The 26,308-nt window shown below is 40.4% G+C and carries 22 protein-coding genes and 2 tRNA genes; 2 read left to right on the top strand and 22 right to left on the bottom strand.

What is annotated here, in order from left to right:
* Window positions 1–59: 59 nt before the first annotated feature.
* From F7732_RS21965 to spoIIE, 13 genes are all read right to left on the bottom strand, one after another.
* Window positions 60–1,013 carry a DUF4097 family beta strand repeat-containing protein gene (locus F7732_RS21965; RefSeq protein WP_151576151.1) on the bottom strand — a complete coding sequence of 318 codons (954 nt, stop codon included), beginning with the start codon at window positions 1,011–1,013 and terminating at the stop codon, window positions 60–62.
* Window positions 1,010–1,615: a DUF1700 domain-containing protein gene (locus tag F7732_RS21960; RefSeq protein ID WP_240056704.1), complete on the bottom strand. Its 606-nt coding sequence runs from the start codon at window positions 1,613–1,615 to the stop codon at window positions 1,010–1,012. The genes F7732_RS21965 and F7732_RS21960 overlap by 4 nt, the downstream gene beginning before the upstream one ends.
* Window positions 1,605–1,928 carry a PadR family transcriptional regulator gene (locus F7732_RS21955; protein ID WP_151576149.1) on the bottom strand — a complete coding sequence of 108 codons (324 nt, stop codon included), beginning with the start codon at window positions 1,926–1,928 and terminating at the stop codon, window positions 1,605–1,607. Before F7732_RS21955 ends, F7732_RS21960 begins: the two co-directional genes overlap by 11 nt.
* Before the next feature lie 268 nt (window positions 1,929–2,196).
* Window positions 2,197–3,126, bottom strand: a complete 930-nt coding sequence (cysK, locus tag F7732_RS21950; RefSeq protein WP_151576148.1) for a cysteine synthase A — start codon at window positions 3,124–3,126, stop codon at window positions 2,197–2,199.
* Window positions 3,127–3,325: 199 nt separating this feature from the next.
* Window positions 3,326–4,201 (bottom strand): peptidyl-prolyl cis-trans isomerase, encoded by an 876-nt coding sequence (locus F7732_RS21945; RefSeq protein WP_151576147.1) that lies wholly within the window; start codon window positions 4,199–4,201, stop codon window positions 3,326–3,328.
* 64 nt (window positions 4,202–4,265) lie between these two features.
* Complete coding sequence (gene hslO, locus F7732_RS21940) at window positions 4,266–5,150, bottom strand: Hsp33 family molecular chaperone HslO (RefSeq protein ID WP_066441693.1); 885 nt, start codon at window positions 5,148–5,150, stop codon at window positions 4,266–4,268.
* Between the two features lie 62 nt (window positions 5,151–5,212).
* A complete protein-coding gene (locus F7732_RS21935; RefSeq protein ID WP_192913075.1) occupies window positions 5,213–5,998 on the bottom strand; it encodes a type III pantothenate kinase in 786 nt (261 codons plus the stop codon).
* Between the two features lie 181 nt (window positions 5,999–6,179).
* Entirely contained in the window at window positions 6,180–8,171 is a 1,992-nt protein-coding gene (ftsH, locus tag F7732_RS21930) for an ATP-dependent zinc metalloprotease FtsH (protein WP_151576145.1), read from the bottom strand.
* Between the two features lie 144 nt (window positions 8,172–8,315).
* A complete protein-coding gene (gene hpt, locus F7732_RS21925) occupies window positions 8,316–8,861 on the bottom strand; it encodes a hypoxanthine phosphoribosyltransferase (RefSeq protein WP_066441701.1) in 546 nt (181 codons plus the stop codon).
* 19 nt (window positions 8,862–8,880) lie between these two features.
* Entirely contained in the window at window positions 8,881–10,275 is a 1,395-nt protein-coding gene (tilS, locus tag F7732_RS21920; protein ID WP_151576144.1) for a tRNA lysidine(34) synthetase TilS, read from the bottom strand.
* A 134-nt stretch (window positions 10,276–10,409) separates the two neighbouring features.
* Window positions 10,410–11,399: a protein kinase domain-containing protein gene (locus F7732_RS21915; RefSeq protein ID WP_151576143.1), complete on the bottom strand. Its 990-nt coding sequence runs from the start codon at window positions 11,397–11,399 to the stop codon at window positions 10,410–10,412.
* Entirely contained in the window at window positions 11,368–12,105 is a 738-nt protein-coding gene (locus F7732_RS21910; protein WP_080843570.1) for a vWA domain-containing protein, read from the bottom strand. The genes F7732_RS21915 and F7732_RS21910 overlap by 32 nt, the downstream gene beginning before the upstream one ends.
* 97 nt (window positions 12,106–12,202) lie before the next feature.
* Window positions 12,203–14,683, bottom strand: coding sequence for a stage II sporulation protein E (gene spoIIE, locus F7732_RS21905; RefSeq protein ID WP_151576142.1), 2,481 nt, complete (start codon window positions 14,681–14,683; stop codon window positions 12,203–12,205).
* A 401-nt stretch (window positions 14,684–15,084) separates the two neighbouring features.
* Between spoIIE and F7732_RS21900 the strand changes: the two genes are divergently transcribed.
* Both F7732_RS21900 and F7732_RS21895 read left to right on the top strand, forming a co-directional pair.
* Window positions 15,085–15,158: transfer RNA gene (locus tag F7732_RS21900), tRNA-Met, on the top strand.
* Between the two features lie 22 nt (window positions 15,159–15,180).
* Window positions 15,181–15,252, top strand: a tRNA-Glu gene (locus F7732_RS21895).
* Window positions 15,253–15,417: 165 nt separating this feature from the next.
* On the opposite strand, the gene F7732_RS21890 is transcribed toward F7732_RS21895, so the two are convergent.
* The 9 genes from F7732_RS21890 to mfd all read right to left on the bottom strand — a co-directional run bounded on the left by F7732_RS21890 (window position 15,418) and on the right by mfd (window position 26,177).
* Window positions 15,418–15,870, bottom strand: coding sequence for a S1 domain-containing RNA-binding protein (locus F7732_RS21890; protein ID WP_066441720.1), 453 nt, complete (start codon window positions 15,868–15,870; stop codon window positions 15,418–15,420).
* A gap of 98 nt (window positions 15,871–15,968) precedes the next feature.
* On the bottom strand, window positions 15,969–16,391 hold the full coding sequence (locus tag F7732_RS21885) for an FtsB family cell division protein (RefSeq protein WP_151576141.1): 423 nt from the start codon (window positions 16,389–16,391) through the stop codon (window positions 15,969–15,971).
* Window positions 16,392–16,411: 20 nt separating this feature from the next.
* The gene (gene yabQ / locus F7732_RS21880; RefSeq protein WP_151576140.1) at window positions 16,412–17,041 is read right to left on the bottom strand and encodes a spore cortex biosynthesis protein YabQ; all 630 of its coding nucleotides are present in this window, start codon (window positions 17,039–17,041) and stop codon (window positions 16,412–16,414) included.
* Window positions 17,038–17,340 (bottom strand): sporulation protein YabP, encoded by a 303-nt coding sequence (gene yabP, locus F7732_RS21875; RefSeq protein ID WP_080843563.1) that lies wholly within the window; start codon window positions 17,338–17,340, stop codon window positions 17,038–17,040. The genes yabQ and yabP overlap by 4 nt, the downstream gene beginning before the upstream one ends.
* A 204-nt stretch (window positions 17,341–17,544) precedes the next feature.
* Window positions 17,545–17,820: an RNA-binding S4 domain-containing protein gene (locus tag F7732_RS21870; protein ID WP_151576139.1), complete on the bottom strand. Its 276-nt coding sequence runs from the start codon at window positions 17,818–17,820 to the stop codon at window positions 17,545–17,547.
* 31 nt (window positions 17,821–17,851) lie between these two features.
* A complete protein-coding gene (gene yabN / locus F7732_RS21865; protein WP_151576138.1) occupies window positions 17,852–19,312 on the bottom strand; it encodes a bifunctional methyltransferase/pyrophosphohydrolase YabN in 1,461 nt (486 codons plus the stop codon).
* Window positions 19,309–20,934, bottom strand: coding sequence for a putative polysaccharide biosynthesis protein (locus F7732_RS21860; protein ID WP_151576137.1), 1,626 nt, complete (start codon window positions 20,932–20,934; stop codon window positions 19,309–19,311). Before F7732_RS21860 ends, yabN begins: the two co-directional genes overlap by 4 nt.
* Window positions 20,935–21,636: 702 nt before the next feature.
* Window positions 21,637–22,173, bottom strand: coding sequence for a stage V sporulation protein T (spoVT, locus tag F7732_RS21855; RefSeq protein WP_151576136.1), 537 nt, complete (start codon window positions 22,171–22,173; stop codon window positions 21,637–21,639).
* Window positions 22,174–22,637: 464 nt separating this feature from the next.
* A complete protein-coding gene (mfd, locus tag F7732_RS21850; RefSeq protein WP_151576135.1) occupies window positions 22,638–26,177 on the bottom strand; it encodes a transcription-repair coupling factor in 3,540 nt (1,179 codons plus the stop codon).
* Between the last annotated feature and the right edge of the window lie 131 nt (window positions 26,178–26,308).

Genomic DNA, 26,308 nt, shown 5'->3' with positions numbered 1-26,308 from the left:
CAGCCTTCAGGGAATTGAAGACTGCTTAAAATTTATTCACCTAAGATGTTAGGGCATAGTTAGTTTACTTCCATTTCAACATCGCCATCTTTTGAACTAACTGTTAATTTATGATCAGAATCATTATGGTTTGAAGCCTTATCGACGTATTCTTGGCCATTAATAGAGATATCACCATACTCATTTTCAATGTCGTAATTTAATTCTGCTTGTTTATTGACTAAACTCAAATGAATATCACCATAGCTCGAAGTAATTGTCGAATCCCCTAAGAGCTCTCCACCGATGTGAAGGTCTCCATCAGTACTTTCTAAATACGTCTCTTGGCTAGTATAATCTTGAAGCGTGGTATCCCCAAATTTATTTTTAAACGCAGCGCTTGCTGCATCAATGGAATCCAGTTTTACATTTCCATCGTTTAATTGCAGATCAAGCTGATCTATCTTTAAATCGGAGCCTGTTATGTCGCCATAGCTATTTTGAATAGCCAGCTGCTTTGATTGTATGTTATGAATCTCTATATCTCCATCCTCCTTGGATATCAAGATAAAGTTTGATTCTACTCCTCCCAGAGTCAGATCCCCAAAATGATGATCAATCTTTATATCTTCAAGAGTTTCCGGCACATACACTTTCACTTTTGTGCTATAGCTTACAAAAGCAAAATTCATCATAAAAAAGCTGGGTCTTGCGTTTTCCTCTTCTATAAAAAGTGTATCATCCTCGACATAATGGGATACTTTTCTGCTTTCTAATCGTTCAATCTCTATTTTATATTCCGTTGAGGGCAGGACCTCAATATCTGCATCATTTAAATTTATATCAATATTATTAAACTCCTCTAATGACCATTCTTCTTGCTGAAGATCCTCTTCTCCCGCTGCTTTGAAACCCTCACTTGTGTTAATAATCGAAAACTTTGATCCTGCTGCAGCCCCTGTACAGGCGAGAAGAATTCCAGCCGCAATTAAATAAATGGCTATTCGTTTACTGGGTCTTTTAGATTGCTTCATCTCAAAACCCCCTTATATTTATATGTCGCCTTATCAAACACTCTTTTTAATAATGAAACGATTGCGATAGAGGTCTTTTTTGAAAATAATACAACAGGCTGATACAGGAGCATTCCAATGCCTATTGCAAGAGAGCCAATTCCGATGAAGAACAGAGATGTTTGCCAGTGCTGCAACAGCACGCCAAAGCCAGCTATAATGCTGAATAGACCTGAGATAGGCAAAACAGCTACAAATAGAAAGAGGGTAAATATAGTCACTGCACAAACAATAATTAAAGTGAGTATTAGAAGAAAAAGAACAAGCAGCAGAGGCAGCCCGATTGGCGCAGCAAATATAGCCAGTATGATAAACCAGATGGAAGATAAGCTCTTCTTTGCCGACCTTGTTTCAGCATCCAAATCTTTTACAGCATGGTCAGCCAGAATTTGAGCTGCAACGCTAGAAGGTGATCCTAACCTTTTTATAACCGAATCATCTGAATCTTCTCCTGCCTCTTCAAAATATTCATCATAATACTCAATTGCCGCTTCTATTTCTTCTTTTGGCATTTTCCTGATTTTTGAACGTAGTTTCTTTAAATATTCTTCTCTACCCATCATTTTCCCCTCCTCCTAATAAAACAGAATCGATTTTATTCTTATAATCCATCCACTCTTGAAGCAATTCTTCATATCTTTCAATCCCGCTCGCAGTAATTTGATAATACCTGCGATTTCTCCCTTGATAAGGCTGGTCATAGGTCGTTAAGTATGATTTCTTCTGCAGCCTGCGCAGCACAGGATAAAGTGTAGATTCTGAGATATCCATTACTTCACGCACCTGTTGAGTAAGAGAATAACCATATGCATCCTCTTTGGCTAAGACAGCAAGAACACATGCATCAAGTAAAGATGAACCTAGCTGGAACGACATGTGAGCACCTCCTGTTCTTGTATAATACTATATGCCGTATATTATTATATTCATTCATATTATATGGCGTATAATATAGTTTTGCAAGTAATAAATTTCATAATTTTCACACCGTGCTCTGTTAGCCTTTGCTTTTAGGGAACTAAGAAAATGCGGCATTAAATCGGAGCAATTGTGAATGGATCCTTAAATCATGAATGTAGCATTCATGAAACAGCAAAAAGACAGCTTTCTGAGAAAGCTGCCTAATACACTCTAGTAAGCAATTTTATTCATTTTCAAATTGATACAGCGGTGTGCTTAAATATCTCTCACCGTTACTTGGAATGATGGCAAGAACTTTTTTTCCTTTGCCTAGTTCTTTTGCTACCTGCAAAGCCGCATAAATGGCTGCTCCAGATGAAATGCCTCCAAGAATTCCTTCTTCCTTAGCTGCACGGCGGGCATATTCAAAAGCCGTTTCATTTTCGACCTTAATAATCTCATCATAAATTTTTGTATTTAGGATATCAGGAACAAACCCCGCTCCAATTCCTTGGATTTTATGCGGACCTGGCTTTCCTCCAGATAGAACAGGAGAATCAGAAGGCTCAACTGCATAAATTTTAATATTTTCATATTTCTCTTTTAACACGTCACCTGCACCAGTAATGGTTCCGCCTGTACCAATTCCCGAAATAAATGCATCAAGCTGATCGCCCATTTGCTCTGTAATTTCCTTGCCTGTTGTTAAACGGTGAACTTCTGGGTTTGATTCATTTTTAAACTGCTGCGGCATAAAGTAGCCGTGTTCCTTTGATAGCTCTTCCGCTTTGCGGATCGCTCCGCCCATGCCTTCCGGTCCTGGAGTTAACACTAATTCCGCTCCATATGCACGAAGCAGGTTGCGGCGCTCCATGCTCATTGTTTCCGGCATAACGAGAATGCTTTTATATCCTTTTGCGGCAGCCACCATTGCCAAGCCAATTCCTGTGTTTCCACTTGTCGGCTCTATGATGGTATCTCCTTCTTTAAGACCGCCGTTTTCTTCTGCAGCTTCAATCATCGCAAGAGCAATTCGGTCTTTTACACTGCTGCCAGGGTTCATGTATTCTAATTTCAGATAAACTTCAGCAGATTCATTATCAACAATTCGGTTTAACTTTACAATTGGCGTCTGTCCAACTAATTCAGTGATTGAATTTGCTACACGTACCATATTCCCACCTCTTATTCCGAGTATTTTTATTGGTTTTATTAAAACTTACCAATTGATGACTGAAAAGTCAATTATTTTGCAGAGTTGCAGCACTTTTTTATGATAAAAAAGTCAGCATAAGCCTAATATATATCATACTCCTGCAACTGGGATTCTTTCCGTTTTAACAGAAAAAAATAACACGGAGTTCATCTCCGTGTTATTGTGTCTCATCATAAAACCATTCAACTTCTGCTTCATCCCAGAAAGGTCTTGCAGAGACTGGTGTATCCATCTGCTCAATAGCCAGCTGACGGCGGATTTGTGCTTTTACATCCTGATAATCATAGGACTCTTCTTCCATATACTCATGAAGCAGCATAATCACATAACCATCCTCTACTTCAATTGCTTCGCTCCACTCGCCAGGCTTTAGTGAACTAATTTCATCTAGCATCGATTCACTAACATGTTCGGTATCAGCACCGACAAAACCGGCGTCTCCACCTTGACTCGCGGTGAACTCATCAATCGAGCGTTCCATTGCCAGTACTGAGAAGCTGGATCCCTGTCCAAGCTCTTGCAGTGTCTGTTCTGCTTCTTCTTTGGTTTTAACGACAATTTTAGAAATATGATAAGAATCAGGAAACGTGAACATTGCACGGTTTTCTTCATAATAACGTTCCAATTCTCCCTCTGAAATATCCGCATCTTTCGTCAGCAGCTCTTCTAAAATTAAGCTATTTTCGATTTGCTCAGCAAGCTTCTCTTCATCATATAGGGTATAATCACCTACTGGACCATATGCGGTTTTCATCATTTTCATTTCACGATCAATATCTTCCTGTGAAATGGAAATATCATATTTTTCTCCAGCTTGACTAATAACCTCTTCACTTACCAGTTCATCTAATACATCTTTTCCATATTTTAATTCAATCTCACTGAGCCATTCTTGTCTTGTTATTTCCTGATTGCCGATGGTTGCGACAACCTCACTTCCCTTTTTGCTTTCACCGGAAAGAAGAAAGGTGAGAGTGACGCCATTTGTTATGATTAAAGCAGCAATGATCAGCCATAAATGCTGTTTTTTCATTCTTCCCTCTCCCTATAGAAAAACACTAAAGCTAAACACAGTGCGCTTGCGTAAATGTTTAGTTCTATTTAGCCTGCGCAGCCTCTCTCATTTCCTCTAACTCTTCCTTAGAGAAGACATAGATTTCATTGCAAAAATGACATTGCACCTCAGCTTGTCCGTCTGATTCGATCATATCTGTGATCTCTTCAGCTCCAAGCGTTACGATTGCATTTGAAAAGCGGTCTTTTGAACAAGTACATGTAAAGGCTACAGGCATTTTCTCCAGAACCTTCACTTCATCTTTTCCTAGCACCTCTTCTAAAATTTGTTCTGGTGTTAAGCCCTTTTCAATCATTTTAGAAACAGGATCGATTTGAGTCAGACGCTTCTCAATATGTGAAATAACCTCTTCCTCTACACCTGGAAGCAGCTGAATAATAAAACCGCCAGCAGCTAGAATGGTATTATCAGGATTGACAAGCACACCAACCGCAACAGAAGAAGGCACTTGCTCTGAAGAAGCAAAATAATAGGTGAAGTCTTCTCCTAATTCACCAGAAACGATTGGTACTTGACCAGTAAAATGTTCACGCATCCCAATATCTTTTATGACCGTTAAAAATCCTTCTGTTCCAACAGCTCGGCGAACGTCCAGCTTTCCTTGTGCATTTAGATCAAAGTGTACTTGAGGATGTGTCACATAACCTCGTACTTCCCCTTTTGCATTGGCATCCACTAAGACAGGACCAAGCGGACCGCCACCCTCAATTTTAACCGTAATTTTCTCCTCGCCTTTTAGCATAGCTCCCATCATTACAGATGCAGACATTGCCCTTCCTAAAGCTGCTGATGCAGTTGGCCATGTTTGATGACGGCGCTGTGCTTCTCCAATGGTTTCTGTAGATGATACTGCGTATGCCCGAACTTGTCCGTTATAGGCAAGTGCCTTAATTAAATAATCACTCATTTTTCGTTCTCCTTTATTCAAATGTCATAAGGGCAATTCCACATCAGCCCCATAACAATTATTTAAGCCTTATCTTTTATACTATCCATGTTGCGTTTATAAATAAGCTGTAATCCTTTTAAGGTTAGAAAAGGATCAACAATATCAATCATCGTGGATTCCTTTGCAATTAATGTAGCTAGACCTCCCGTTGCAATGACAGTTAGCGGAACGGCGGATTCGTCCTTCATTCTTTTTACGATTCCTTCAACCTGTCCAACATAGCCGTAAAAAATACCAGCCTGCATAGCAGAAACTGTATTTTTACCAACCACTCCATCAGGACGGGCAATTTCAATACGAGGAAGCTTAGCAGCCCTCGAATATAGAGCCTCTGTTGAAATGCCTATTCCTGGGGCAATTGCGCCTCCCATATACTGTTTATGTTCATTTATATAGCAGTACGTAGTAGCTGTTCCAAAATCAACTACAACAAGCGGGCTTCCATATTCATGTATAGCAGCAACCGCATTTACAATTCGATCTGCTCCTACTTCACGTGGATTCTCGTATTTTATATTTAAGCCTGTTTTAATCCCAGGTCCAACAACTAAAGGTTTAAGCTGAAAATATTTTTGGCACATTCTTTCAAGCGAAAACATAATGGGCGGAACAACCGATGAAATAATAATGCCATCGATCTCATTAAAGCTTAATCCTGCATGATCAAATAATGATTTAACCATCATTCCATATTCATCTTCTGTTTTATTACGGTTTGTTTCGATACGCCAGTGATGTTTTAACACATCCTTGTCATATACTCCAAGCACAATGTTCGTGTTGCCTACATCAAAAACAAAAATCACCATTCTCACCACTTTATATTTATTCTTGCCTATTATACTGCAAACATCATACCATAACTAACAACTGATCGTGTAATTGAAAAATCGCAGGAAGAGAAACAGCTGGAGTTCTTCGGAGTTGATTTACTGTGAAGGAATGAAAAAATGCCCCAATGTCAATGGCATTGGGGCATTCTGCTATCTATTTGCGTTCTTCATCGATGGCTGGAGGATCAACAGATTCTTCAGGAGAGGTATTCTCTCTGCTTTCTGTGATTTCACCTTCACCTGTTGTTTCTTCTTTTTTCATGTTGATGTTTACTTTCACATCATTAGAAGTTTCGATTTTTTTAGCTGAGCGATCTGGAAGTGTTCCATGATCAACAAGGTGTTTAATTTGTTCAGCGTCAAGCGTCTCAACATCTAATAGCGTATTGGCAATAAGGTCTAGCTTCTCGCGGTGTTCAGTAAGAAGCTGCTTACATCTTTCATAAGACTCCTTAATAATACGCTGAATTTCTAAATCAATTTCGTATGCAATAGCATCCGAATAGTTTTGTTCATTATTGAAGTCTCTGCCAAGGAATACTTGCCCGCCCCCGGATTGACCAAATTGAAGCGGTCCAAGCTTATCACTCATACCGAATTCTGTTACCATTCGGCGAGCAATGCCTGTTGCTCTTTGGAAGTCGTTATGAGCACCTGTGCTCACTTCTCCAAACACAATCTCCTCAGCAACACGTCCGCCAAGCAAGCCGACAATTTTATCAAGCAATTCTGGTTTTGTCATGAAATAACGATCTTCTTTTGGAAGCATAACAGCATATCCGCCTGCCTGGCCTCTAGGTACAATCGTTACTTTATGAACCATTTCTGCTTCATCAAGCACAACTCCGATCACAGTATGACCAGCTTCGTGGAAAGCAACAATATTTCTTTCTTTCTTTGAGATGACGCGGCTCTTCTTCGAAGGACCAGCAATAACGCGGTCGGTCGCTTCGTCCACGTCCTCCATGTCCACCTTCTTCTTATTTCGGCGAGCAGCTACCAGTGCCGCTTCGTTTAATAAGTTTTCAAGGTCAGCTCCAGAAAAGCCTGGTGTACGCTGTGCAATGGATTTTAAGTTAACTGATTCATCAAGCGGTTTATTGCGTGCATGTACTCTTAATACAGCTTCACGGCCTGTTACGTCTGGTCGGTCAACCGTAATTTGACGGTCAAAACGTCCTGGACGCAATAAGGCAGGGTCAAGAATATCTGGACGGTTAGTTGCTGCGATGATGATGATACCTTCGTTTGCACCGAAGCCATCCATTTCAACTAGCAACTGGTTCAGCGTTTGTTCACGCTCATCGTGACCGCCGCCAAGTCCGGCTCCACGCTGACGTCCGACTGCATCAATCTCATCAATAAAGATAATACATGGCGCATTTTTCTTCGCATTTTCAAACAAGTCACGAACACGGGATGCACCGACACCGACAAACATTTCCACAAAGTCAGATCCGCTGATTGAGAAGAATGGCACACCAGCTTCACCTGCCGCAGCACGTGCAAGCAATGTTTTACCAGTTCCCGGAGGTCCGACTAAAAGGATTCCTTTAGGGATTCTTGCACCGAGTTCAGCAAATTTGCGCGGATCCTTCAAGAAGTCAACAACCTCTACAAGCTCTTGCTTCTCTTCATCTGCACCAGCAACGTCTTTAAAACGTACTTTTTTCTTGCTTTCATCATAAAGCTTTGCTTTGCTCTTCCCAAAATTCATTACTCGGCTGCCGCCGCCCTGTGCTTGATTTAAAAGGAAGAAGAACAGGATAAAAATAATGATAAATGGAATGATTGAGGTGAAAAATGTCACCCAGCCGCTTGTTTCCTTAGCAGGCTGAATATTCACTTCTGATTCTGTGTCTGCTGCTAATGCATCAATTCGAGTAAGTACTGAATCGCTATTAGCTACATACGTAATGAATTGTTCACCTTCTTCTTGAGATGTTAATTTACCTGTTACGGCAAACACGCCTCTTTCAGGCTGCAGGGAAACTGACTCAATTTCACCACTTTCAAGTCTTTGAACAAATTCATCATAGCTCATTGGTTCTGTTGGTTCGTTGCCGCCATTAAAGAAGCTGACAACCCCTATAATCACTAAAAATATTAATAAATAAAAGATGGTATTACGGAAGATCCGATTCATCCCTTACCTCCTCCCACGGTAAACAAACTACATAGTATAGTATCATAGAAAATCGTGCCAATTCAAATATTTACACTTTTCACACCGGGCCAATTCATGCTGCAAGTAAAGGGCTTACCAAGATTAATTCCTTTTATCTTTCTCTTAATCGTTGCTGCTGTATACCTCTGGTTTAAGAACCCCAATATATGGTAGGTTGCGGTATCTTTCAGCATAATCTAAGCCATAGCCAACAACAAATTCATCTGGAACAATAAAACCGACATAATCTGCTTTAATGTCTACTTTTCTTCCAGTAGGTTTATCCAATAGCGTGACAATCTTGATGGATTTTGCTTTTCTGTAGCGGAAAAGCTCTACTAAATAGCTTAATGTTAAGCCGCTGTCAATAATATCCTCAAGAATAAGAATGTCACGGCCCTCTACTGAAGTATCAAGATCTTTTAGAATTTTTACTTCACCAGAAGAAACAGTAGAGTTTCCGTAACTGGAAACATCCATAAAGTCCATTTCCAAGTATGTATCCATGCGTTTGAGCAGGTCACTCATAAAAGGCATTGCTCCTTTTAACACACCGATTGCAAGCGGGAAACGATCTTGATATTCATCTGTAAGCTCTTTTGCAAGAGTAGCGATTTTTTCTTGCAGCTCTTCCTCTGAAATCAGTACCTTTTCAATATCATTTTTCATTTTTGTGCCCCCTAGAAGATCATTGCTTTATGTATTTTAAAAGAATATAACAAGAATGAGCATCACCCAGCATAGGCTCATCAGACTTTCTTAAACCCGGGAGCCAAAGAATTTTCCCTGTTGCATCTGTCAGGACCGGCCATTGATCCCTTTCATCCCTTGGAACTTTTTGATCAATAAAGATATCTTTAATCTTTTTCGTCCCTTTCATTCCTCTTAAATCAATTCGATCTCCATTTTTTCTCGTTCGGATAATGAGTGGCATGGGAATACTGTCAGCAGATAAAAGGAGGGATCCGGAATGATCTTTCACATGTTGACTGCAGGTAAACTCAAATGTAAGACTGCTGCCATTTGGAAGATCAATTTTCCCAGGTTCAAATAACTCATAATGATAGGATGACTGTGGTAAGTCTTTCGTTTGAAATGAAAAACGGCATTCCCTATACGAGCGTTTAACAATCAATCCACCTGGCAAATGCAGGACTCCTGATGGGTGAGGATTACGGATTAAGGAAAAAACATTTTCAATATGCACTGCGGATAAAGAAGATGGTTTTTCATTATAAAGATAGTTTAATATTAGTTGAATCCCTCTTCTTTGTAAAGGCATTGGCATATCTAGAAACAAATCAATGGCTAATCTTACTTCGTTATCTTTTATCTTCTCCATTACTTTATTCATTTCTCTAAAAGTTAATTCCTGCAGCAGATCCTCATCGCTCTCCAAATCCTCACTAAATCGCTGGAACTGTTCATGCATTTGCGGGTTTTCATTTCTCAAAAAAGGCAAAACATGATGGCGAAACCGGTTTCTGCTGTACGTATCCTTCTCATTGCTAGGATCTCGGCGGGGGTTTAATTGATGATCTCGGCAATAATCTTCTATCTCTTCTCTGCTAAGGCATAAAAAAGGTCTGATAATAAAACCTCCGGCAAATTTTCTCTCAAAGGGAATCCCTGCTCTAGCTGCTCCTGTGCTGCCTCTTGCAAGCCGCATTAAAATCGTCTCTGCCTGATCATCCCCGTGGTGCCCAAGTGCCAAATAAGTAAAGTTTTCTTTCTCCATCATTTCTGCAAAAAAGCGATAACGGCACTCCCTTGCTGCCACTTGGCCACTTTTACCGGTCACTTTCATATAAGCAGGCACGTCAATGCGCTCCATTTTAAAGGGGATGCCTAATTTTTCACAAAACTGTTCAACAAATTGCGCATCTAGTAAAGATTCTTCCCCTCTAAACATATGATCGACATGCAGAGCGAGCAGCTCTATATGAAAGATCGCACTTTTCTCTTTTAAATAGTGGAGCAGCGCTAATGAATCAGGACCTCCTGACACTGCGACCGCAATGCGCTTATGCTGCAGGTCAAAGCCCCGTCTATTGAGAAATAATTTTACTTTTGAATCCAGCATCTTCGTTTCCTCTTTACAGTATTGATAAATGAGCAGGAGAATTGCCTGCATTGCGGGCCTATTTTACACTCCCATTCACCTATATTAAAATCATACCATTCTTATGCTTGGCATCAAAGTATTGGTGCTTTCATTTAAATCAATTGACCATAAATATAAAGAAAATATAGGCAAGAAATAACGGCGACAATACATGCTGTTTCAAAAAATCCTCCGCTTTTCCTTTTCCGGACGTTCTGCTGCGTGCGCGTAACCGTGCTGCCTGCAGATACGGTCGGTGGCGATCTTCTATTACCCCTGCTGCTTGCTCTCGGAATATCGCTGCTGTTCATTGATTCCAGAAGTGCATGCCTCATTTCTTTAGCTGATAGATATTTACCCATTAAGGCATTTAAAATAACCTCTTCATATTGAATTAGTTCTTTGCTGGTTTGCACTTTCTCCTTTAATTCCGCTATCCCGCCAGTTTTTTTTGTAAATCGGTTTGGATAAGCTGTATTGATCATAATCATAGCTGCCGCAAATAGGTCATATCCTGGTTCAGCCTTTCTCGTACCGAGATTCCAGTAGCCCCTGTCATAAAACTCTGTGAATTCCTTAATTGCTCTTCCTTGCATGGTCGTCCCGCCAACGTCAATACAGCGCACCTTGGAGGGCGGACCCGTCACAATCAAATTTTCCGGCTTTAAATCGCCAAACACCCAGCCGCTGTCATGAAGATTTGCCAGATCATTTAAAAGCTGAAGGATCAATACAGCTGTCCATGACGGACCCTTTTGCTGAATAAAGGACAGCAAGTCAGGACCATGAATATATTCCATTACATAAAAAGAAATGTTTCTCCCATTAATAGCCCAATCATCAACATCAAGCAAAGAAGGTCCGAGGGCAGACCCTTGGACCTTCGCAAATGATTTAAGCACATTCACTTCGGATGTAATGGACATCCCGTTATCACTCATTTTAATCGCTACTTGCTGATGATTAAACTTTGACAAGTAAACAACGCCATTTGCTCCATATCCAAGCTCATTTAAAATGACATAACGGTTATTGTGCCATTTCCCCTCTATAACTGTGCCGGAGCGAACGTTAAACTGACTCTTCATAGAATGATTCATCATCACGAGAAAGCAGTCCCCTTAACGACCGTTTTTTCTTAAAGTATTGCAATGCCTCGCGCAGTGCTGGCCCTGTTGGCGTAATGCCGCCAACTGTCAGCTTAGCAAAAATACTATTTAGTGACTCCAGCCTTGGTGTCCAATCAAGCAGCTTCTCGACATCCTTCTTTTTCCCGGGAAATACAAAGACCGAGAAGCGATTATCTCCTGACCTGGCATTTAAACTTAATGATAAATCAAATAACGCTTCTTTCACGGTCGGCAGCTTTTGTTTCATACTTGCACTCGTATCAACTAAAATCAGTACTTCCAGTTCTACCGTTTCACCGAGTTCATCTACCACTTCCATGACCTCGCCTCTTTGCTCGGGCGGCAGATCTTCAACCGTTTTAGAGCTTCCTAAAATTTCTTTTAATTCTTTATTAACGACTCCTTGCAGTGTCTGAGTCATCGCCTTTCTTGTCACCATTTGAACCGTTTGTGATAATTGTTTTGCATAAACAACCTGACTGACACCGCCGCCTGACATGGCGATTCCTTCAATTTCACTCATCCCTTTTTCATCTATCACATCATTTTCCATAACCCCAATGACATTAACGGTAATTCCCTGTTCTTTCGCCAAGGCAGCCATTGCAATTGGATCTTCACCTTGATTGGAGCAGCCGTCTGTAATCAGCAGAATCTGTTTCAATGTACCCGTTTTCATATTTTCCCCTCCATCTCAATTTATTACCATTTTCGACGGTATGAGGTAGAAATATACATGATTTCATTTCATTTAGCAGATCCTAATAAATTTATTCTTAATTTGCCTTCTTGCGCATATTTTGCATTGGAATACTCGACCACTTTGGTGTATTATGAGTAACTTTCGATACAACTACTGTCATATCATCTTCTATTCTGCCGGAGCGGGATCGGATCACTTCCTCCATAATTAAATCTGCCACTTCCTGCGGATCTGAGGTCTTTAACTCAGTAATTTTCCGCTTCATCCATAAATCGAAATTCTCAACATGTTTTGGCCCTTCAAATACGCCATCACTCATCATGATCAATAGGTCACCTGCCTTCAGCTGCTCGCTGACCACATCGACATCAAACTCTTGTATGATTCCCATCGGCAGATTGCTTGCCTGTATTTTCATCACCTTTGACCCACGCTTAACAAAGCTTGGTGTTGAGCCAATTTTCAAAAACTTCACTTCAGCATTTTGCAGGTCAATCATGGCTAAATCCAGGGTCGAGAAAATCTCATCTGTGGTCCTTAATGATAAAATGGAATTCACTGATTTAATCGCTACCCGTTCCTCTATCCCCGATTGCAGGATTTTTTGAAGGAGTTCGAGTGTTTCTTGGCTTTCTATATGTGCTCTCTCGCCATTCCCCATTCCATCACTGATGGCAATCGCATATTTTCCGCTTCCTAGCTCAATCGTAGAATGGCTGTCACCAGAAATAAAGCCTCCGTCCTTGGCTGCATGGGCCACACTCGTTTCAACCGCATATGCTTTCGCTGAACGGAACGTTACATGACAAAACCCGGTTGAATATGCAGCACACTCCTCTTTGCCGACAAGAATGGTTTCTCCGAGAATATCCGACAGCATCGGTGCAATCAGTTTTTCGCATTCTCCATGCCCATTGCAGTATGGAATCGCCATATCAATGTCCACATTGCCCTGCTCTAAGCTGTAGATGTCAACCTGTTCGATTTCTACTCCGAATTCTTGAAGCGCTTCAAGAATCTGCTCTTCCTGTTTATGGTGGTTTTCCCGCTCGCGCTGTATTTCTTTCGCAAAATCTCCCATTACCTCTGAAACACCCAGCAGCTGATCTGCTACAAGTCTTCTGCTTTCATGAACTTGCTTCTTCAGTTTTTGATTTGCTTTTAGATAAGTAAGTTCCTGCTGAATTGTTTCTGTCACTTTTTTTGAACGTGTACAATGCTTTTCCCATTCTCTTGATAGTTTTGGAGATACGATTCCATCGCTGCTATCTATTTCTGTCATAATATCCTTCATATAATCATAGGTTGTATTAAAATTCCTTGCCCAGCAATGTTCCTTTTTAAAGCATGTCTGGCATGTCTTTTCAGTAACATTGCTTAAGAAATAATCAATTTCACGATCTTCATCATCGTCCCTGCTGGATGTTGCATCATAGTTAGAAAAGCTTTTTGATAATGCTTGAAACACGTTTGAAAATTGAGAGACTCTTTGAGCTGTAACATCCCGCATTTTTCTCATATAATGCTGCTGCTCAGCTGCATATTCAGGAGTACCTGGTATATGCTTCGCAAGCTTTGAGGTCAAGCTAATCGGCGTAACCAGGAAAATAAAAATAGCAGCACCTGTTTCATAAAGGGTAATCATAAGATTTCCATTACCTTCTCCATACATGCCCATTAACAATGTCGCAATCAGAAGTCCTAGAGATACACCCAATTTCCTGCCTTCTTTTAAGAGCCCGCCAAGTAAGCCGGCAAAGGCCAGCAAACTCATATGAAAGAAGCTTGAAATATTGGCAAGACTAAATATTAAGCCCGTTACAACCCCTACGGTAGAACCAACTGTTGCTCCTGCAACAAAGGCAAATAATAAAACCAAATATCTCGACATGATATGCTCAATCGACAAATCGTAAATGGTCCAGCCAATTGTCCCAGTCATCACAGAAGCAAGAATAATAATTAAACAGACAATCTCCTCTGTCTTTAAGGATTGTCTTCTCTTATTAATGGATAACAGCGGAAGCCCCTGCAAAAAGATCATGGTTAAAATAAATCCGAGACTGGCCTCTACTCCCGCCATCATTCCGTTATATAGCGTGACCGTGTTTGTCAGAATAAAACCTTCCGCTATTTTCCCTACTAATAAAATGGCAAAAACATAAAAGGGCAGGGCCTTCATTTCATTACTTAGCCACTTTTTTGAAATCCTGAACACAAATAAAAATAAAAAAGATATACTAAACGCGGATGCAGCATTTTGCACGGATAGAGTAGCAGCACCGGCCGTGAGTCCAACAAGTGCCAAAGGAGCCCGATCCTTCCTTAATAGGTACACAGCTGCGAAAAAAGGAAGCGTAAAAGGGGTCAGCTTAGCTAAAATCAAGGCTCTGCCCAGCAAGAAGCCGATAAACAGAAGGATGTACCCCTTTTTCAGAAAAAAAGTCTCCAGCCATAGTTGAAAATTGATAAAGGCTTGTCCTATATCCATCTTAGATCGATTAAGCTGAACTTCCCCGAGCGGCTCTGTCATTGACCTTCCAACCTTTTGCATATATTGCTCACTCCCTATTTAGATTCGTATTGTTTGCAGATCATTATAAAATTCTTAAATAAAAAAGTTTGTCAAAATCGCAGACAAGCTTTATTTTTTCGTTCGACTTGTTTCTCCGAAATGAGCGAATTCTGTACAAAAAATAAGGGAAATCGAGGAATGGCGGGGATAGCTTCTTTGGATAAAAATGTTCTTGTTCATGCTATGCGGCATTAATAGGGAGCAATATGACAATATTTTTACGGTTTCAAAAAACGACTATAGGGATATATATCATAGATTTCTGACCATTTTCTAAAAAAAGTATTGCTCCCTTCAGGTGCATAAAATACTTTACAATTTTTTATTGACACTTCCTATAAAAGTTTGTATGATATTACTTGTGTCTGATTGATACATTTGGCGGTGTAGCTCAGCTGGCTAGAGCGTACGGTTCATACCCGTGAGGTCGGGGGTTCGATCCCCTCCGCCGCTATACTTGTTATTAAATATGTACTGGCCCGTTGGTCAAGCGGTTAAGACACCGCCCTTTCACGGCGGTAACACGGGTTCGAATCCCGTACGGGTCATCTATAAAAAAGCGTCTGGAGATTTCCAGGCGTTTTTTTTGTATTTTAAATCCTGTTCCCCATCATTCAGATAACAAAAAATGAGACAGTCCACAAATGGACTGTCTCATTTTTAAGGGAATATCACGATAAACCCTGCGATATATGAATAAAATCAGCAACAAGTTAGCCTCGTCTAGCGCCTCTTCCCCCACGTTTTGATTCCGTATTGCGCTTTAAAGATGATAGGCGGTCTTCACTGTCCTTTAAGAAGCGTGCCATTTTTGATTCAAAATTTTCTCTTGGAGCACGATTATCATTTGTTCTGCCTTGACGTGGACGTTGAGAAGGACCTCTAGACTCTCTTCTTTCAGGTCTTTCTGGTCTTTCCGGTCTTTCAGGACGGTCTTTAGCCTTTTTAATAGATAAACCGATTTTTCCGTCTTTTTCTACATTAATGACCTTAACCTCAACCATGTCACCAACCTTCAGATGATCGTTGATATCCTTAACATAGTTGTCTGCTACTTCACTAATGTGAACAAGACCAGTTGAACCTTCCGGCAGCTCCACAAACGCTCCGAAATTTGTAATTCCTGTGACCTTTCCCTGTAACTTGCTGCCTACTTCGATTGACATAAAAAGAAATTGCCTCCTTAAAGATATAAAGTGAAACTAAAAAATTTCATACTTACTCTATATTATAACGAATTAGAAAAAAGGGTGTCAATACAGCTCTATTCAGCGTCCTTTTCTTTTTCCTTTTCCTTCTCCTTATTTTGCTCCTCTTCTGTCTCCGGCAAAACAAAGATTGTTTCACTTTTGTCTGATAAATAATAATCCTTGCGGGCAAGTTTGGCAATGTACTCATCGTCATTCAGTTTAACAATTTCTTCTTCAAGTACGACTTGCTCTTTCTCCAGTCCCGCCAGCTCATCTTCAAGTTTTTTCTTTTCAGCCAGCTTTTCATCCAGAGCGGCGGATTGCGAGACGAGTGTAGTAATCATAAATATGGATACAGTCGCTGCAACAATGAAAAAAGCGGCTAATCTTCTAAACAATAGCTTTCTTTTTCGATTGGCGCTAATCGTTGCATCCTCTCTCTGCTTTACATAGCTCGTTTGCATTTTGGCTACATTCTTTCTCTCGTTGTCACTCATTCTACGCTCCCCCCTCTCTGTTAGTTCTTTTTCTTCCAGTTGTTTATTTTCTTAACACAATAATTCTTTATTTTTATAAAATATCCTGCTAACGCTCTATAGAACTTATCGACCATTTTTTTAAGATGTTTCGGCAAAAGTCTCCATATAAGCATAAAGATCCATTTTAGCGGAAGTGTGATTATTTTTAATATAAGTATAATGACCTTATACAAAAATAAGAATAGTGCTAAAGTCGCTTTTCCTAACATCAGGATTACTGCTATTACAGCTGTTACAAGCCCTTGGACCGGCTTTATGACAAAAAATCTCAAAAACTTTAGAATAAAACGATAAAAAGAGATAAACATGGAAATTAGCAACTCTAAGAGTTTTAAATAAATTCTTTTGAATAAGCTTTGATAAGCTGCAAATCCGCACAATAAGGCGAGAAAAACATATAGACGCAATTCGCCTTGATTCACGAGGAATAGAATGTAGAAGATGGCTAGTCCTTGCAGGAGCCAGAAGAAAATATCATTTATAAAAACAGCCCATCTTTTTCTTTCCGTCCGTTTGAGGAAACGCTGGTACGTATCTAGCGACGCACCAAACATTCCGCCCATGCCGATCATTGCAAGCATTGTCATAAATTGTGTCGTCAGTGTCATCTGAATAGCTTGCTAAAGAATCCTTTAGCCTTATCTCCGTGCTGATCATCGATGTAGACAAGATCAAAAACCTTCCCTTTAATGGAGACGATTCCTTTGTCGACATCAAGGTTTTTCATTTGCAGATTTTGCCCTCGAATCGCTAAAAAACCCATGACTGTTTCAAGTAAGAACTCTTCATTATCAAAGCTTTCTACTTGTTTTACCCCAGATATCTCCAACGTTCTTCTGCCTCGCATGACCACATCATGTTCCTGGGCATTTGGCTTATTTGCATTTGATTCATAATATTGGCTCATATCATATCCCTCACAATCGCAATGTACTTCTGTTTGTACATGTTTATGAAGGTAAGGGATGAATTAGAACAAGCCATTCCTTTATACGGAAAGATCAGCTTTTTAAGAGGATCGGGAATGGCACTGACAGATATCAGCTCCCTCAAAGCTTAGATCTATTAATAAGATGATCAAATAACCATGTTCTTAATGGCAGGGTACGAATCAATCTTTTCCAACTTCAGTTCCAGCGTTTTCTTCTTTTAAAATGCTGTAAAGCTCTTGTGCTTCTTCCTTGCGTGTTGTTTCCTGCAGGCCATCAATTCTGACTGTTACAAGCTTTTGACCAAAGCGAATGGATAATACATCGCCCACTTTTACATTAGAGCTTGCTTTGGCCTGTATTCCATTTATTGAAATTCTCCCTTGATCGGAAACCTCTTTTGCTAATGTTCTCCTTTTTATCAGACGGGAAACTTTTAGAAATTTATCTAATCTCATATGCAAACGCTCCATCACTTAGTTTTTTAGTTTATATCCCAGATTTTTTGGCTTCTTCCCAATATTGATCCAGTTCTTCAAGCTGGAAGTCTGCAAACTCTCTCCCTGTTTCCTTTACCCTGTCCTCTATATAATTAAAACGCCGGATAAATTTTTCATTGGTCTCATGGATTGCTTCTTCTGGATTAAGGCCTAAAAATCTTGCAACATTGACAAAAGCAAATAAAATGTCGCCGTATTCTAATTTCATCTTTTCACTGCTTAATTCTTTTTCTGCCTCAAACTCACGGATTTCTTCCTTAACCTTTTCCCAGGCAGCATCTGCTTCATCCCAATCAAATCCAACAGATGCAGCCTTTTTCTGCAGTTCCTCTGCTCTCATTAGTCCCGGGAAAGAACGAGGAACAGAATCAAGGAGAGATGTTTTATCTTTCTTACCTGCCTTCTCTTCCTTTTTGATTTCCTGCCAATTCTTAACGACCTCTTCTGCATCCTCCGCTTGTCCATTACCAAATACGTGCGGATGTCTGCGGACCATCTTTTCTGATATGCCTTCAATAACATCTGTGATAGAGAAAAAGCCTTCATCTTCGCCAATTTGGGCATGAAGCATAATCTGCAGCAGCAGATCGCCAAGCTCTTCAATCATATTATCAATATCATCATTGTTGATTGCATCGATCAGTTCATATGCTTCTTCAATTACATATTTTCTTAGTGATTCATGCGTTTGTTTCCGATCCCAAGGACAGCCATCCGGTCCGCGCAAAATGGCAATGATCTCTTTTAACTTAGCAAAATCTTTATAAAGAATGGTTTCATCCTGGACAGGTGGTACATAAAGAGAAGTTAGATTATTCAGCTCTACCTCACGATCAAGTTCAACCAGTTCTACTTTTTTGATGTTTTCCTGACTGCTTCCGGCAGCTGTCACAATAAAAACCGGATAATCATGCGGCAATCTCTCCATTAACTCCAGCTTTACATCTGAGGCAACAAATTGATCATATACCTGGCCAATGATGATATGCTGGCGCAGCTGTGCTTCCTCAACCGAAAAATCAGTTCCGTCAAGAAGCTGAAATCCTTCTACCGGATCAATTCGCAGAGCTTGAAAAAGAGCATCCAAAAAGCTCTGGCCTCCGCCAACTTCTAACTGTATTCCGCTTTGTTCTGCCCGTTCGATCAGAAGCTGTACCGTTCTTTCAGCAACGAGCGGATGACCAGGCACTGCATATGTAACATCTTCACTCTTTGCAGCATTCAGGAGCACATTCGTAATTTCTTCATAAACAGCTTCAAAGGTATCGTACTTCTCATACACTTCATCAAAAGATCGGAAATGAGCCCCTTCCTTTATTAGCTCATCCACGACTGGATGTTCTTTTGTGCGCAAATAAAGATTTTCAGTGTTTTGTATCGTTTTGTAGACGCCTAAAGGAAGCTGATTTAAATCGCCTGCACCTAATCCAATTATCTTAATCTTATTCATTTTTTCGTCATCCTCGCTTTATTTTTGGGAAGCAGCCGTAAAAGCTTACTGCCTAAAGGAAGCATGTATAATTCCTCCTCAGTAAAGACCTGGCTTCTCAGCACCACTATCAAGTAAATAAATCCGCCAAAAAAAACAGCACTTATAGCTTGAAAACTCGATGCCATTCTTTCATAGCCAACCCCATAAAAGAAATCGGTAAGCAGCAAATACCCTTTTAACACAATATACATACAAACCGCTCCCTTTAAAATGGGAGTGATAAATTCCAACTGAACAATTTTAATATGTAATTGAAATTTTAACTTAATCAGCAAGGCTATGACAACAAGAAGCAAAGCAATGCATGACGCAATGGCAGCGCCGCTTAAGCCCGCAAGAGGGATGAACAGTATATTTAAACAATATTTTATAATAAAGCCGCCTAAAATAACAAAAGCAGGATATAAGGTAAATCCTAAACCTTGTAATACGGCTGATGCAGTCATAATGATCGAGCTTAAGAAAATCAGGATACTTAAAATCTGCAGTACATTAGAGCCAGCAGCATTTTCGAATAGCATCGTATTCGTTGGTTTTATAATGGCTATTAGCCCAACCATCGCCCCAGCTCCAGCAAAGATGGCAACGCGAAAGGCCAGCTGAATCTTCTCTTGTAAAAGTTTCCGGTCACTCTCAAGCTTCGCCTTGGTAATCAAGGGAACCAGCGAAAGTGATAATGAGGTAGCAACAACAGTTCCTAACTGAATAATAGGCTGTCCTCTATCATAAATCCCCTTCAACTGCTTTGCCTCCTCAATGCCAAAACCAGAAGATACAAGCAAAGAATAAAGATTAAACGAATCCGCCAGCTGAATGAAGACAAGCAGCAGACTGCTTACGCAAATAGCAAATCCTTGAACGATAAGTTCCTTTGCTATTTTGACAGATGAAGTTAACTCCAGCCGCTCTTTCCATAAAGTCTTTTTCAAATTTGCATTCCTTTTAACAAAAAAAATGTTCAACAGAACAATCGCCATCAGTCCGCCTGCCAAAGAACCTAAAAACGCCGAACTTCCTATGCTATAAAGTGATTCATTCTGCCTCACTAATAGAATAGCAAGCAGTAAAATAGTTAAAACCCGAATAAGCTGTTCCCCTATTTGAGAAATCGCTGTAGGGACCATATCATTTCTTCCTTGAAAATAACCTCTTAGTATAGAAATCGGAGCTAATAAAAGAAATACAAACGAAACTGTTCGGATAGGATCTGCCAAATACGGATCCTTCATTCTTTCAGCCAGGAAATTGGCACTTCCATACAATAAAGAAAATCCGCCAATGCTAACGAATAATAAAATAATCGACGACACAGCTAATACATGACGAGCTCCATGCCATTTATTTAAACTAATTTGTTCAGCATATAATTTTGAAATAACAACGGGAAACCCATAGGTAGCTAGTGCAAGAACAATACCATAGAAAGGATAGACTTGCTGATAAATATAAAAACCAACATCTCCTACAATATTTTGAAAAGGCACCCGATACACAGCGCTCAATATTTTCGTAATCACTGCCGCTGCTGTTAATACAAGCGCGCCTCTAATAAACTCACCTGAACGATCCACGCGCTCCATCGCCCAACCCCTCTCAAAAAACAACTTTAAATATTATAGCATACTACGAAAAGCGGAAGGCGCTTGCTCAGGGGCGACAAGCATAAGGCAGGTTGACATAAAGGTTGTTCTTTAACCTTTAGGGCAACATGACTTATGACCTTGAGCCCCTAGCGCCTGGAGCTGGACAATCAGAAATGTGGAGGCGGCTTGCTCAGCCCCGACAAGCATAAGGCGAGCTGGCTGGAAGGTTATTCTTTAACCTTCTAGACGGATCGACTTATGACCTCGAGGGGCTAGCCGCCGGAACTGGACAACTAGAAAAGCGGAAGGCGCTTGCTCAGGGGCGACAAGCATAAGGCAAAACAGCCAGAAGGTTGTTCTTTAACCTTTTGGATGGATTGACTTATGACCTCGAGCCCCTAGCGCCTGGAGCTGGACAACTAGAAATGTGGAGGCGGCTTGCTCAGCCCCGACAAGCATAAGGCGAGCTGGCTGGAGTTTTAAAACTGCCTAAAAGATACCGGCTGACGACCAAAAGTGCGGAATTTAGCTCTATTTCATATACCAATTAACAAAAAAGGCAACACAGCATGTCGTTTTTTATCCTAAATCGTTCAAAAAAGGCCTTTATCCGCCGTCCAGGAATTATATCCGCCATAAAGATTCCGCCGCCGTGCTCTTTCATGCACAAAAAAACAGGCAGCCCACGCCGCCTGTTTCTTATGATTCCATTTGTCTTGCAAGGAAGCCAGCAGCTGTTTCAACTGCTTTTTTCTCTACTTCGCCCAGTGTATCCTCTTTCGCAAATATAACAACTGCTCCAATTGGATCACCATTTGCTACGATCGGTCCAATCGTATAAGAAGCAACTGATTCTGTGTTTCCATCAACAATTGAAATGTCACCGGATTGTGTGACAAGGACCGAACTTCTGTCCTCAAGCGTCTTTTCAATCAGATCACTAATGTTTTTGTTTAAATAATCTTTCTTGGAACCGCCTGCTACTGCGATATAAGTATCACGGTCACAGATTAAAACGGCATTTCCGAGGCTGTCATATAGTGCCTCTGCATATTCTTTCGCAAAATCGCTTAATTCGCTGATTGGCGAATATTTCTTTAAAATGACCTCGCCATCTCGGTCGACAAAGATCTCAAGTGGGTCCCCTTCTCGTATGCGCAAAGTTCTGCGGATTTCTTTCGGAATGACAACACGACCCAAATCATCGATACGACGAACTATACCAGTTGCTTTCATCCAACGTTGCCTCACTTTCATCTGATGATTTTTTTGAACAGCTGAAGCACTCTACCGTTCCTCAAGCAAAAAATGGATGTATAAGGAATCATTTGCTGCCTTACTACTTGTAGGATGGTTTGATATGTAGAGTAAGCACCTTTCTAATTCATAATCGGGCCACATCCATATATCCAGCACTTCTGCCATTCTAATACGGCAATGCTTCAAAATCACAATTGGGAGAAAATGAATCCATCACCATGTTTGAACTTAGTATCTTTCATATGGAAAGTTCTATACACATGCATATAGGTTTTCTTTAGGCTGTTTTATATTCCATAAACGGAAAGACATTCCAATAGATGATTTATTGTGAAATTACCCTGACTCTGCGCATTTAAACATTTCATATATTTCAATTTATTTACAAAATTCTTATCGAATCGCCCACCGAGTTCAATTGAAATAAAAAAACAGAACGATTATGCTTTTGCCTTCTTTTCTTCTTTTTTCGCATTCTGAAGACCTTGAATAAATTCGTACAATGTTTCAAGCCACTTGTTTACTTCAATGCCTTTAATATGGAATACAGCTTTCAGCTTTTGCCCTTCCATGCCTAATCCAATCATTCTGCCATATTTGCTCGACAGCTGAAATACCTTTTGCCCATCAATTTGAGCACTTGCCTGCTCCGAAAATAGCAGTAGGATTTCCTGTTTAGACTGTTTAATGAGTTCTACCCCAGCAAGCTCACCGTATACTTTCATTTCTGCGATCGTAAATAAATACGAGACTTCCTGCGGATAATCTCCAAAACGATCAACAATCTCTTCTTGAAGCTCCTCTACATCCTCTAGAGCAGAAATTCCTCTGAAGCGTTTGTACATTTCGATCTTTTGATGGCCATCTGAAATATAGGCATCCGGAATATAAGCATCAAGTTCAAGATCGATTTCCATGCTAGCCTTTTTCTCTTCCGTTCCCATCATTACGTCTTTTCGTTGCTCAATTGCTTCTTTCAGCATTTGTGAGTATAGGTCAAATCCAACAGAGTCAATAAACCCATGCTGTTCTGCTCCCAGGAGATTTCCTGCACCTCTAATCGTCAAGTCTCTCATAGCAATTTTGAAGCCGGACCCAAGTTCTGTAAACTCTTTAATAGCTTGCAATCTCTTTTCCGCCACTTCAGTCAGAACTTTATCCTTTCTATACGTAAAGTAAGCATAAGCTACCCGATTCGAGCGTCCTACGCGGCCTCTTAACTGATAGAGCTGTGAAAGCCCCATGCGATCAGCATCATGAACAATGAGTGTATTTACATTCGGAATGTCTACGCCGGTTTCAATAATAGTCGTGCTGACAAGTACGTCATACTCGCCCTCAAGAAAACCGATCATTACCGACTCTAATTCATTTTCTGTCATTTTTCCGTGTGCATATGTGACTCTTGCATCAGGGACAAGCATCGAGATTTCCTCCGCTTTCCGCTCAATATCCTCCACACGGTTATATAAAAAGTACACTTGGCCATCGCGAGCCAGCTCTCGTTCAATTGCTTCTCTCACCAATGCTCCGTTATATTCCATTACATAAGTTTGAACCGGGAAACGGTTTTCCGGCGGTGTTTCTATGACAGAAAGGTCCCGGACCCCAAGCATGGACATATGTAAAGTCCTTGGAATTGGTGTAGCAGTAAGTGTTAAAACATCAACATTTGTTTTCAGCTGCTTGATTTTCTCCTTATGTGTAACACCAAAACGCTGTTCCTCATCAATGACAAGCAAACCTAAGTCCCGATATTCAATATCTTTTGAAAGGATCCGATGGGTACCGACAACTACATCAATCGTTCCTGCTTTTAAACCTTTTAACGTTTCTGTTTGCTGTTTCTTTGTCCGGAAACGGCTCAGCAGACCGATTTCAATCGGATAATCCTGAAAACGCTCACGCATTGTTTCATAATGCTGCTGTGCCAAGATGGTTGTTGGCACCAGGAATGCTACCTGTTTTCCATCCGCAATGGCTTTAAAAATGGCACGAATGGCAACTTCTGTTTTCCCATAGCCAACATCTCCGCATAATAGGCGATCCATTGGACGTTCCCGTTCCATATCCTTTTTAATTTCATGAATGGAACGAGCCTGATCCTCTGTCTCCTGATATTGGAAGGCCGCTTCAAAATCCCGCTGCATCTCTCCATCCGGGCTGAAGGCATAGCCTTTCGATGACTCCCGCTCTGCGTACAATTTAATTAAATCATCCGCAATGTCTTCCACTGAAGATTGAACTTTTTTCTTTACCCGCTTCCAGTCATTTCCGCCAAGTTTATAGATTTTCGGTTCTTTTGCTTCAGAAGCAACGTATTTTTGAACAAGGTCAATTTGTTCAACCGGCACATAAAGCTTATCGCTTCCCTGATAGCGAATATGAAGATAATCTTTATGTACCCCGTTAATCTCTAATGTTTCAATGCCAATATATTTTCCAATTCCGTGATTCACATGAACTACATAATCGCCGATTTTCAGCTCGGAATAACTTTTAATGCGCTCTGCATTTGAAAGTTTCTGTTTTCGTGATTTTTTCTTTACTTTTTTATTAAATAATTCTTCCTCAGTTATAACAGCCAGCCTTTGGGAGCTTAGCTCAAAACCAGTTTGCAGGCCGCCTGGGAGAATTTGAGCTCTTCCCTGAAGAACTGCCTGATCAGCACTTATTTTAGCAGCATCGATTTCATAATCTTCAAGAACCTTTTGAAGTTTATCTACTCTCTCTTCGTCAGATGCTAAGAATACAACAGAATAATTATTCTTCTCCCAGCGTTCTAACTCTCCTTTTAGCACATGCATTTGCCCATGAAAATTCTGCATTTGCTTACAGGTCATATTCACAATGTTTTGCGGGCTTGTATTAGGAACATGGCGAAGAAATAAAGACATATAGGTAATGGAATGATCCGTTCTGGCTGTGAGCTCCTTTAGAGAGTAAGCAACCTTCACATCATGAATCATTTTCCCTTCACCTAGCATGCTTGTATACCATTCTGCTTCTTCTTTCTCAAGTGAATCATTCATTTCCTGGACTCTGCTGATTTCATCTATAAAAATAAGACCTGATTCTGGTAGATAATCTATTAAACTACTTCCTGATTCATAAGCAAGAGAAGTGTATTTAAATAGCTGCTCAGGCTTTTGGCCTGTTCTCAGCTGTTCAAGCTCATAGCCGATATTTTGTGATAATAATGTTTTATCTTTATCATTTTTAAGCTTTTTCAGGCTTTTCCCCAGTCCTAGTTCAATCCGCTCAACTAGTTTGTCATAATGTTCTTTTTCAAGCGGGATTTCGGTTGCTGGACCAATCAAAGTTTGCTGGAGCTTTTCCTTGGATCTCTGATCATCTAGTGAGAATGTTCGAATGGAATCAATTTCTGTGTCAAATAGTTCAATTCGGATGGGATCATTTTCAGTTAATGGGTAAATATCAATGATTCCGCCTCTCACACTAAATTCACCTGGAGCTGAAACCATATCAACACGAACATAACCCATCTGGACGAAACGGTTTAATTGCTCTTCAAGCAAGTCATCTCCAACAGACAATGTCATCTGGTATTTTTTCCATAGCTCTGATGGCGGCAGCACCTTTCTCACACCTGCCATTGGAGCTATAACGATCCCTGCCTTCTGCTGGATCAAATAATTCAGTGCCTCTATTCTTTGTGCCTTAAGTTCTGGGCTTGCGATGCTTATTTCAGCAGCAATTAATTCGTTCGCCGGATATAGAAGTACTTCCTCTTCTCCTATTAAACTGATGATATCATCATATAATTTTTGCGCCTGCAATAAATTGTGAGTCACAACCAGAACAGGCTGTTTCGACTGCTCATAAACAGCCGAAATGAATAGTGCCCGTGCAGAACCAGATAAGCCAGCGATCAGTTGCTCCTTTAACCCTTCTTGAACACCAGACAAGATGGATACTACATCATCCTGCTGGCCAAATATTCGCTTAAGCCCTAACATACAGAAAAGTCCCCCTATATAAAGTACGTCGCTTCTAAAAATATGGCCGTGTCGAAGCGATACGAAATTAATCTCATTTTATCCATAACGAAAGGGTTCACCAAACCCATAAACTATTAAAAAAATACTAT

Source organism: Bacillus mesophilum (genome assembly GCF_008923265.1).
In the GTDB taxonomy this organism is placed as follows: Bacteria; Bacillota; Bacilli; order Bacillales; family Cytobacillaceae; genus Cytobacillus; species Cytobacillus mesophilum.
Note: the sequence above shows the minus strand (reverse complement) of the source record. Positions and strands in the feature narration are given on the sequence as shown.

Bases quoted from the DNA above. Each gene is read 5' to 3' on its own strand.
- F7732_RS21965 (WP_151576151.1), bottom strand. From the start codon at position 1,013: ATGAAGCAATCTAAAAGACCCAGTAAACGAATAGCCATTTATTTAATT.
- F7732_RS21960 (WP_240056704.1), bottom strand. From the start codon at position 1,615: ATGATGGGTAGAGAAGAATATTTAAAGAAACTACGTTCAAAAATCAGG.
- F7732_RS21955 (WP_151576149.1), bottom strand. From the start codon at position 1,928: ATGTCGTTCCAGCTAGGTTCATCTTTACTTGATGCATGTGTTCTTGCT.
- cysK (WP_151576148.1), bottom strand. From the start codon at position 3,126: ATGGTACGTGTAGCAAATTCAATCACTGAATTAGTTGGACAGACGCCA.
- F7732_RS21945 (WP_151576147.1), bottom strand. From the start codon at position 4,201: ATGAAAAAACAGCATTTATGGCTGATCATTGCTGCTTTAATCATAACA.
- hslO (WP_066441693.1), bottom strand. From the start codon at position 5,150: ATGAGTGATTATTTAATTAAGGCACTTGCCTATAACGGACAAGTTCGG.
- ftsH (WP_151576145.1), bottom strand. From the start codon at position 8,171: ATGAATCGGATCTTCCGTAATACCATCTTTTATTTATTAATATTTTTA.
- hpt (WP_066441701.1), bottom strand. From the start codon at position 8,861: ATGAAAAATGATATTGAAAAGGTACTGATTTCAGAGGAAGAGCTGCAA.
- tilS (WP_151576144.1), bottom strand. From the start codon at position 10,275: ATGCTGGATTCAAAAGTAAAATTATTTCTCAATAGACGGGGCTTTGAC.
- F7732_RS21915 (WP_151576143.1), bottom strand. From the start codon at position 11,399: ATGATGAATCATTCTATGAAGAGTCAGTTTAACGTTCGCTCCGGCACA.
- F7732_RS21910 (WP_080843570.1), bottom strand. From the start codon at position 12,105: ATGAAAACGGGTACATTGAAACAGATTCTGCTGATTACAGACGGCTGC.
- spoIIE (WP_151576142.1), bottom strand. From the start codon at position 14,683: ATGCAAAAGGTTGGAAGGTCAATGACAGAGCCGCTCGGGGAAGTTCAG.
- F7732_RS21890 (WP_066441720.1), bottom strand. From the start codon at position 15,870: ATGTCAATCGAAGTAGGCAGCAAGTTACAGGGAAAGGTCACAGGAATT.
- F7732_RS21885 (WP_151576141.1), bottom strand. From the start codon at position 16,391: ATGAGTGACAACGAGAGAAAGAATGTAGCCAAAATGCAAACGAGCTAT.
- yabQ (WP_151576140.1), bottom strand. From the start codon at position 17,041: ATGACACTGACGACACAATTTATGACAATGCTTGCAATGATCGGCATG.
- yabP (WP_080843563.1), bottom strand. From the start codon at position 17,340: ATGAGCCAATATTATGAATCAAATGCAAATAAGCCAAATGCCCAGGAA.
- F7732_RS21870 (WP_151576139.1), bottom strand. From the start codon at position 17,820: ATGAGATTAGATAAATTTCTAAAAGTTTCCCGTCTGATAAAAAGGAGA.
- yabN (WP_151576138.1), bottom strand. From the start codon at position 19,312: ATGAATAAGATTAAGATAATTGGATTAGGTGCAGGCGATTTAAATCAG.
- F7732_RS21860 (WP_151576137.1), bottom strand. From the start codon at position 20,934: ATGGAGCGCGTGGATCGTTCAGGTGAGTTTATTAGAGGCGCGCTTGTA.
- spoVT (WP_151576136.1), bottom strand. From the start codon at position 22,173: ATGAAAGCAACTGGTATAGTTCGTCGTATCGATGATTTGGGTCGTGTT.
- mfd (WP_151576135.1), bottom strand. From the start codon at position 26,177: ATGTTAGGGCTTAAGCGAATATTTGGCCAGCAGGATGATGTAGTATCC.